Genomic DNA, 1,610 nt, shown 5'->3' with positions numbered 1-1,610 from the left:
GGCCGGTACCGGGGCCGAATACCGTCAGGAAGACGGAGGAGGCGTTGCCGGACACGGGTACCTCGCCCGCCGTCCACTTCACCTTCAGCTGGTCCCGCTCGTCCGGCGGGGTGACCAGCAGTGCGGCCGGGGTCGCCGTCTTCGCGCCGCTGATCTCCGGGTTGGAGAAGGTCAGCCCCGCCCAGGCGCTCTGCCCGGGCTTCAGGGTGACCGTCGCCGGCGTACCGGAGGAGCGCTTGGGGTCCGGGCCGAGCTGGGTGCCGGAGGCGTCCACGAAGGCGGCGCCGGGATAGCCCCGCACGGTGCAGGTGCGGGCGGACTTGTTGGTCAGCACGACGGGGAAGTTCTCCTGCCCGGCACCCGGGTCGTTGCGGCCCACGGACGCGGTCAGCTCCGAGGTGTGGCAGCGGGTGCCGGTGGCGCCCGTCGTCGTACCGCCGCCGCTCGTGGTGGCGGCCGTGCCGCCCGTCTTCGCCGAGGACGACGTGCCGTCACCGGCCGGGGAGGACGCGCTCGCCGCCGCGGTGCCGGCCGTCGAGGTCTCGGTCGCCGGCGCCGCCGACCCCGGGGCGGTCATCGGCGGGTTGCTGTGGACGTCGTGGCCGCCGCAGGCGGTCAGGAGGCCGAGTGCTGCGGCGGCGCCCGCGAGCAAGGACGCCCGACGCGGGAACGAGGACGTGTACACCATGTCTCCCAACTCTCCTGCACTCCTGGATCTTCGTGGCACCCGGCGTGCGCGTGCGCGCCCGCTCCTGCGTGCCGTCATGACACTCCGATGCGGGTACCGCGGGAATCGTTCGCGGCTCGCGGGTTCTTTTGTGTTCTTTGCCCGGCGCAGGCGTGTTCTTTGCCTGCGTGGAGCTCCGGAGCCGCTTCGCCTCTCAGGTGATCCGGAGCGAGCCGAGTATGCCCTCGGTTCTGTCCCCGCCGCCGTGCCGGCGCACCTGCACGTACACCTGCGGCCGCGAGGCGCCGTCCGCCGGGGCGAGCACGGTCTCCGTGATCGAACCGCCGTCCGGGCAGGCGCTCCAGGCGCGGATCCGGCCGTGCCAGTCCGCGCCGACGAAGGCGCGGTCACCGTCGTAGTGACAGCCGGAATGGGCGAGGCCCTTCACCCGGGCCTCGACGCCGCCGCGCTCGCTCAGGCCTATGAACACGCCGTTCACGGCGGCGTTGAGGTCCGGCCACTTCGACAGGTCGTCGGCCACCTCCAGCCCCGGTTGGTGCCCGGACTTCAGGCCCAGTGCCGCCGGGTTCCAGCCGGATCCCCGCAGCTGGCGTCCCCAGCCCGCGGGCACCTGCGCCGAGATCCGCCCCGTGGCGTCCGCGACCCGCACCGGCCCGGCCGGGGAGTCCCGGTTCACCAGGGTGACCGTGACGGCCGCCGCCGTGGCGGCGAGTACCGCGGCCACGGCGAGCGTGACGGTGTTCAGCCGCTTCCGTATCCCGTCGAACCGTCTGCGGGGCCGGACCGCGGACGTTCCCGCGGCCAGCCGGTCCAGCTCGTCCGCGAACGCCTGCGCACCGGGCCAGCGCCGCTCCCGGTCCGGCTCCAGCGCGCGCATCAGCGCCCGCCGGACGCCGTCGCCGAGATCCGGACGCAGCTGTTC

At 74.2% G+C, this 1,610-nt stretch carries 1 protein-coding gene and 1 pseudogene; both read right to left on the bottom strand.

Annotated elements, in window-relative coordinates; all coding sequences use genetic code 11:
• Positions 1–688, bottom strand: a 688-nt coding sequence (locus tag ACFW2E_RS46540; protein ID WP_384478146.1) for a DUF4232 domain-containing protein, incomplete at its 3' end; no start/stop codon positions are given.
• Positions 689–881: 193 nt separating this feature from the next.
• A pseudogene (locus ACFW2E_RS46535) lies at positions 882–1,610 on the bottom strand (serine/threonine protein kinase); the annotation flags it as partial.

The organism is Streptomyces sp. NPDC058964 (genome assembly GCF_042741275.1).
Lineage (GTDB): Bacteria > Actinomycetota > Actinomycetes > Streptomycetales > Streptomycetaceae > Streptomyces.
This window is presented reverse-complemented; position numbering and strand designations above follow the sequence as displayed.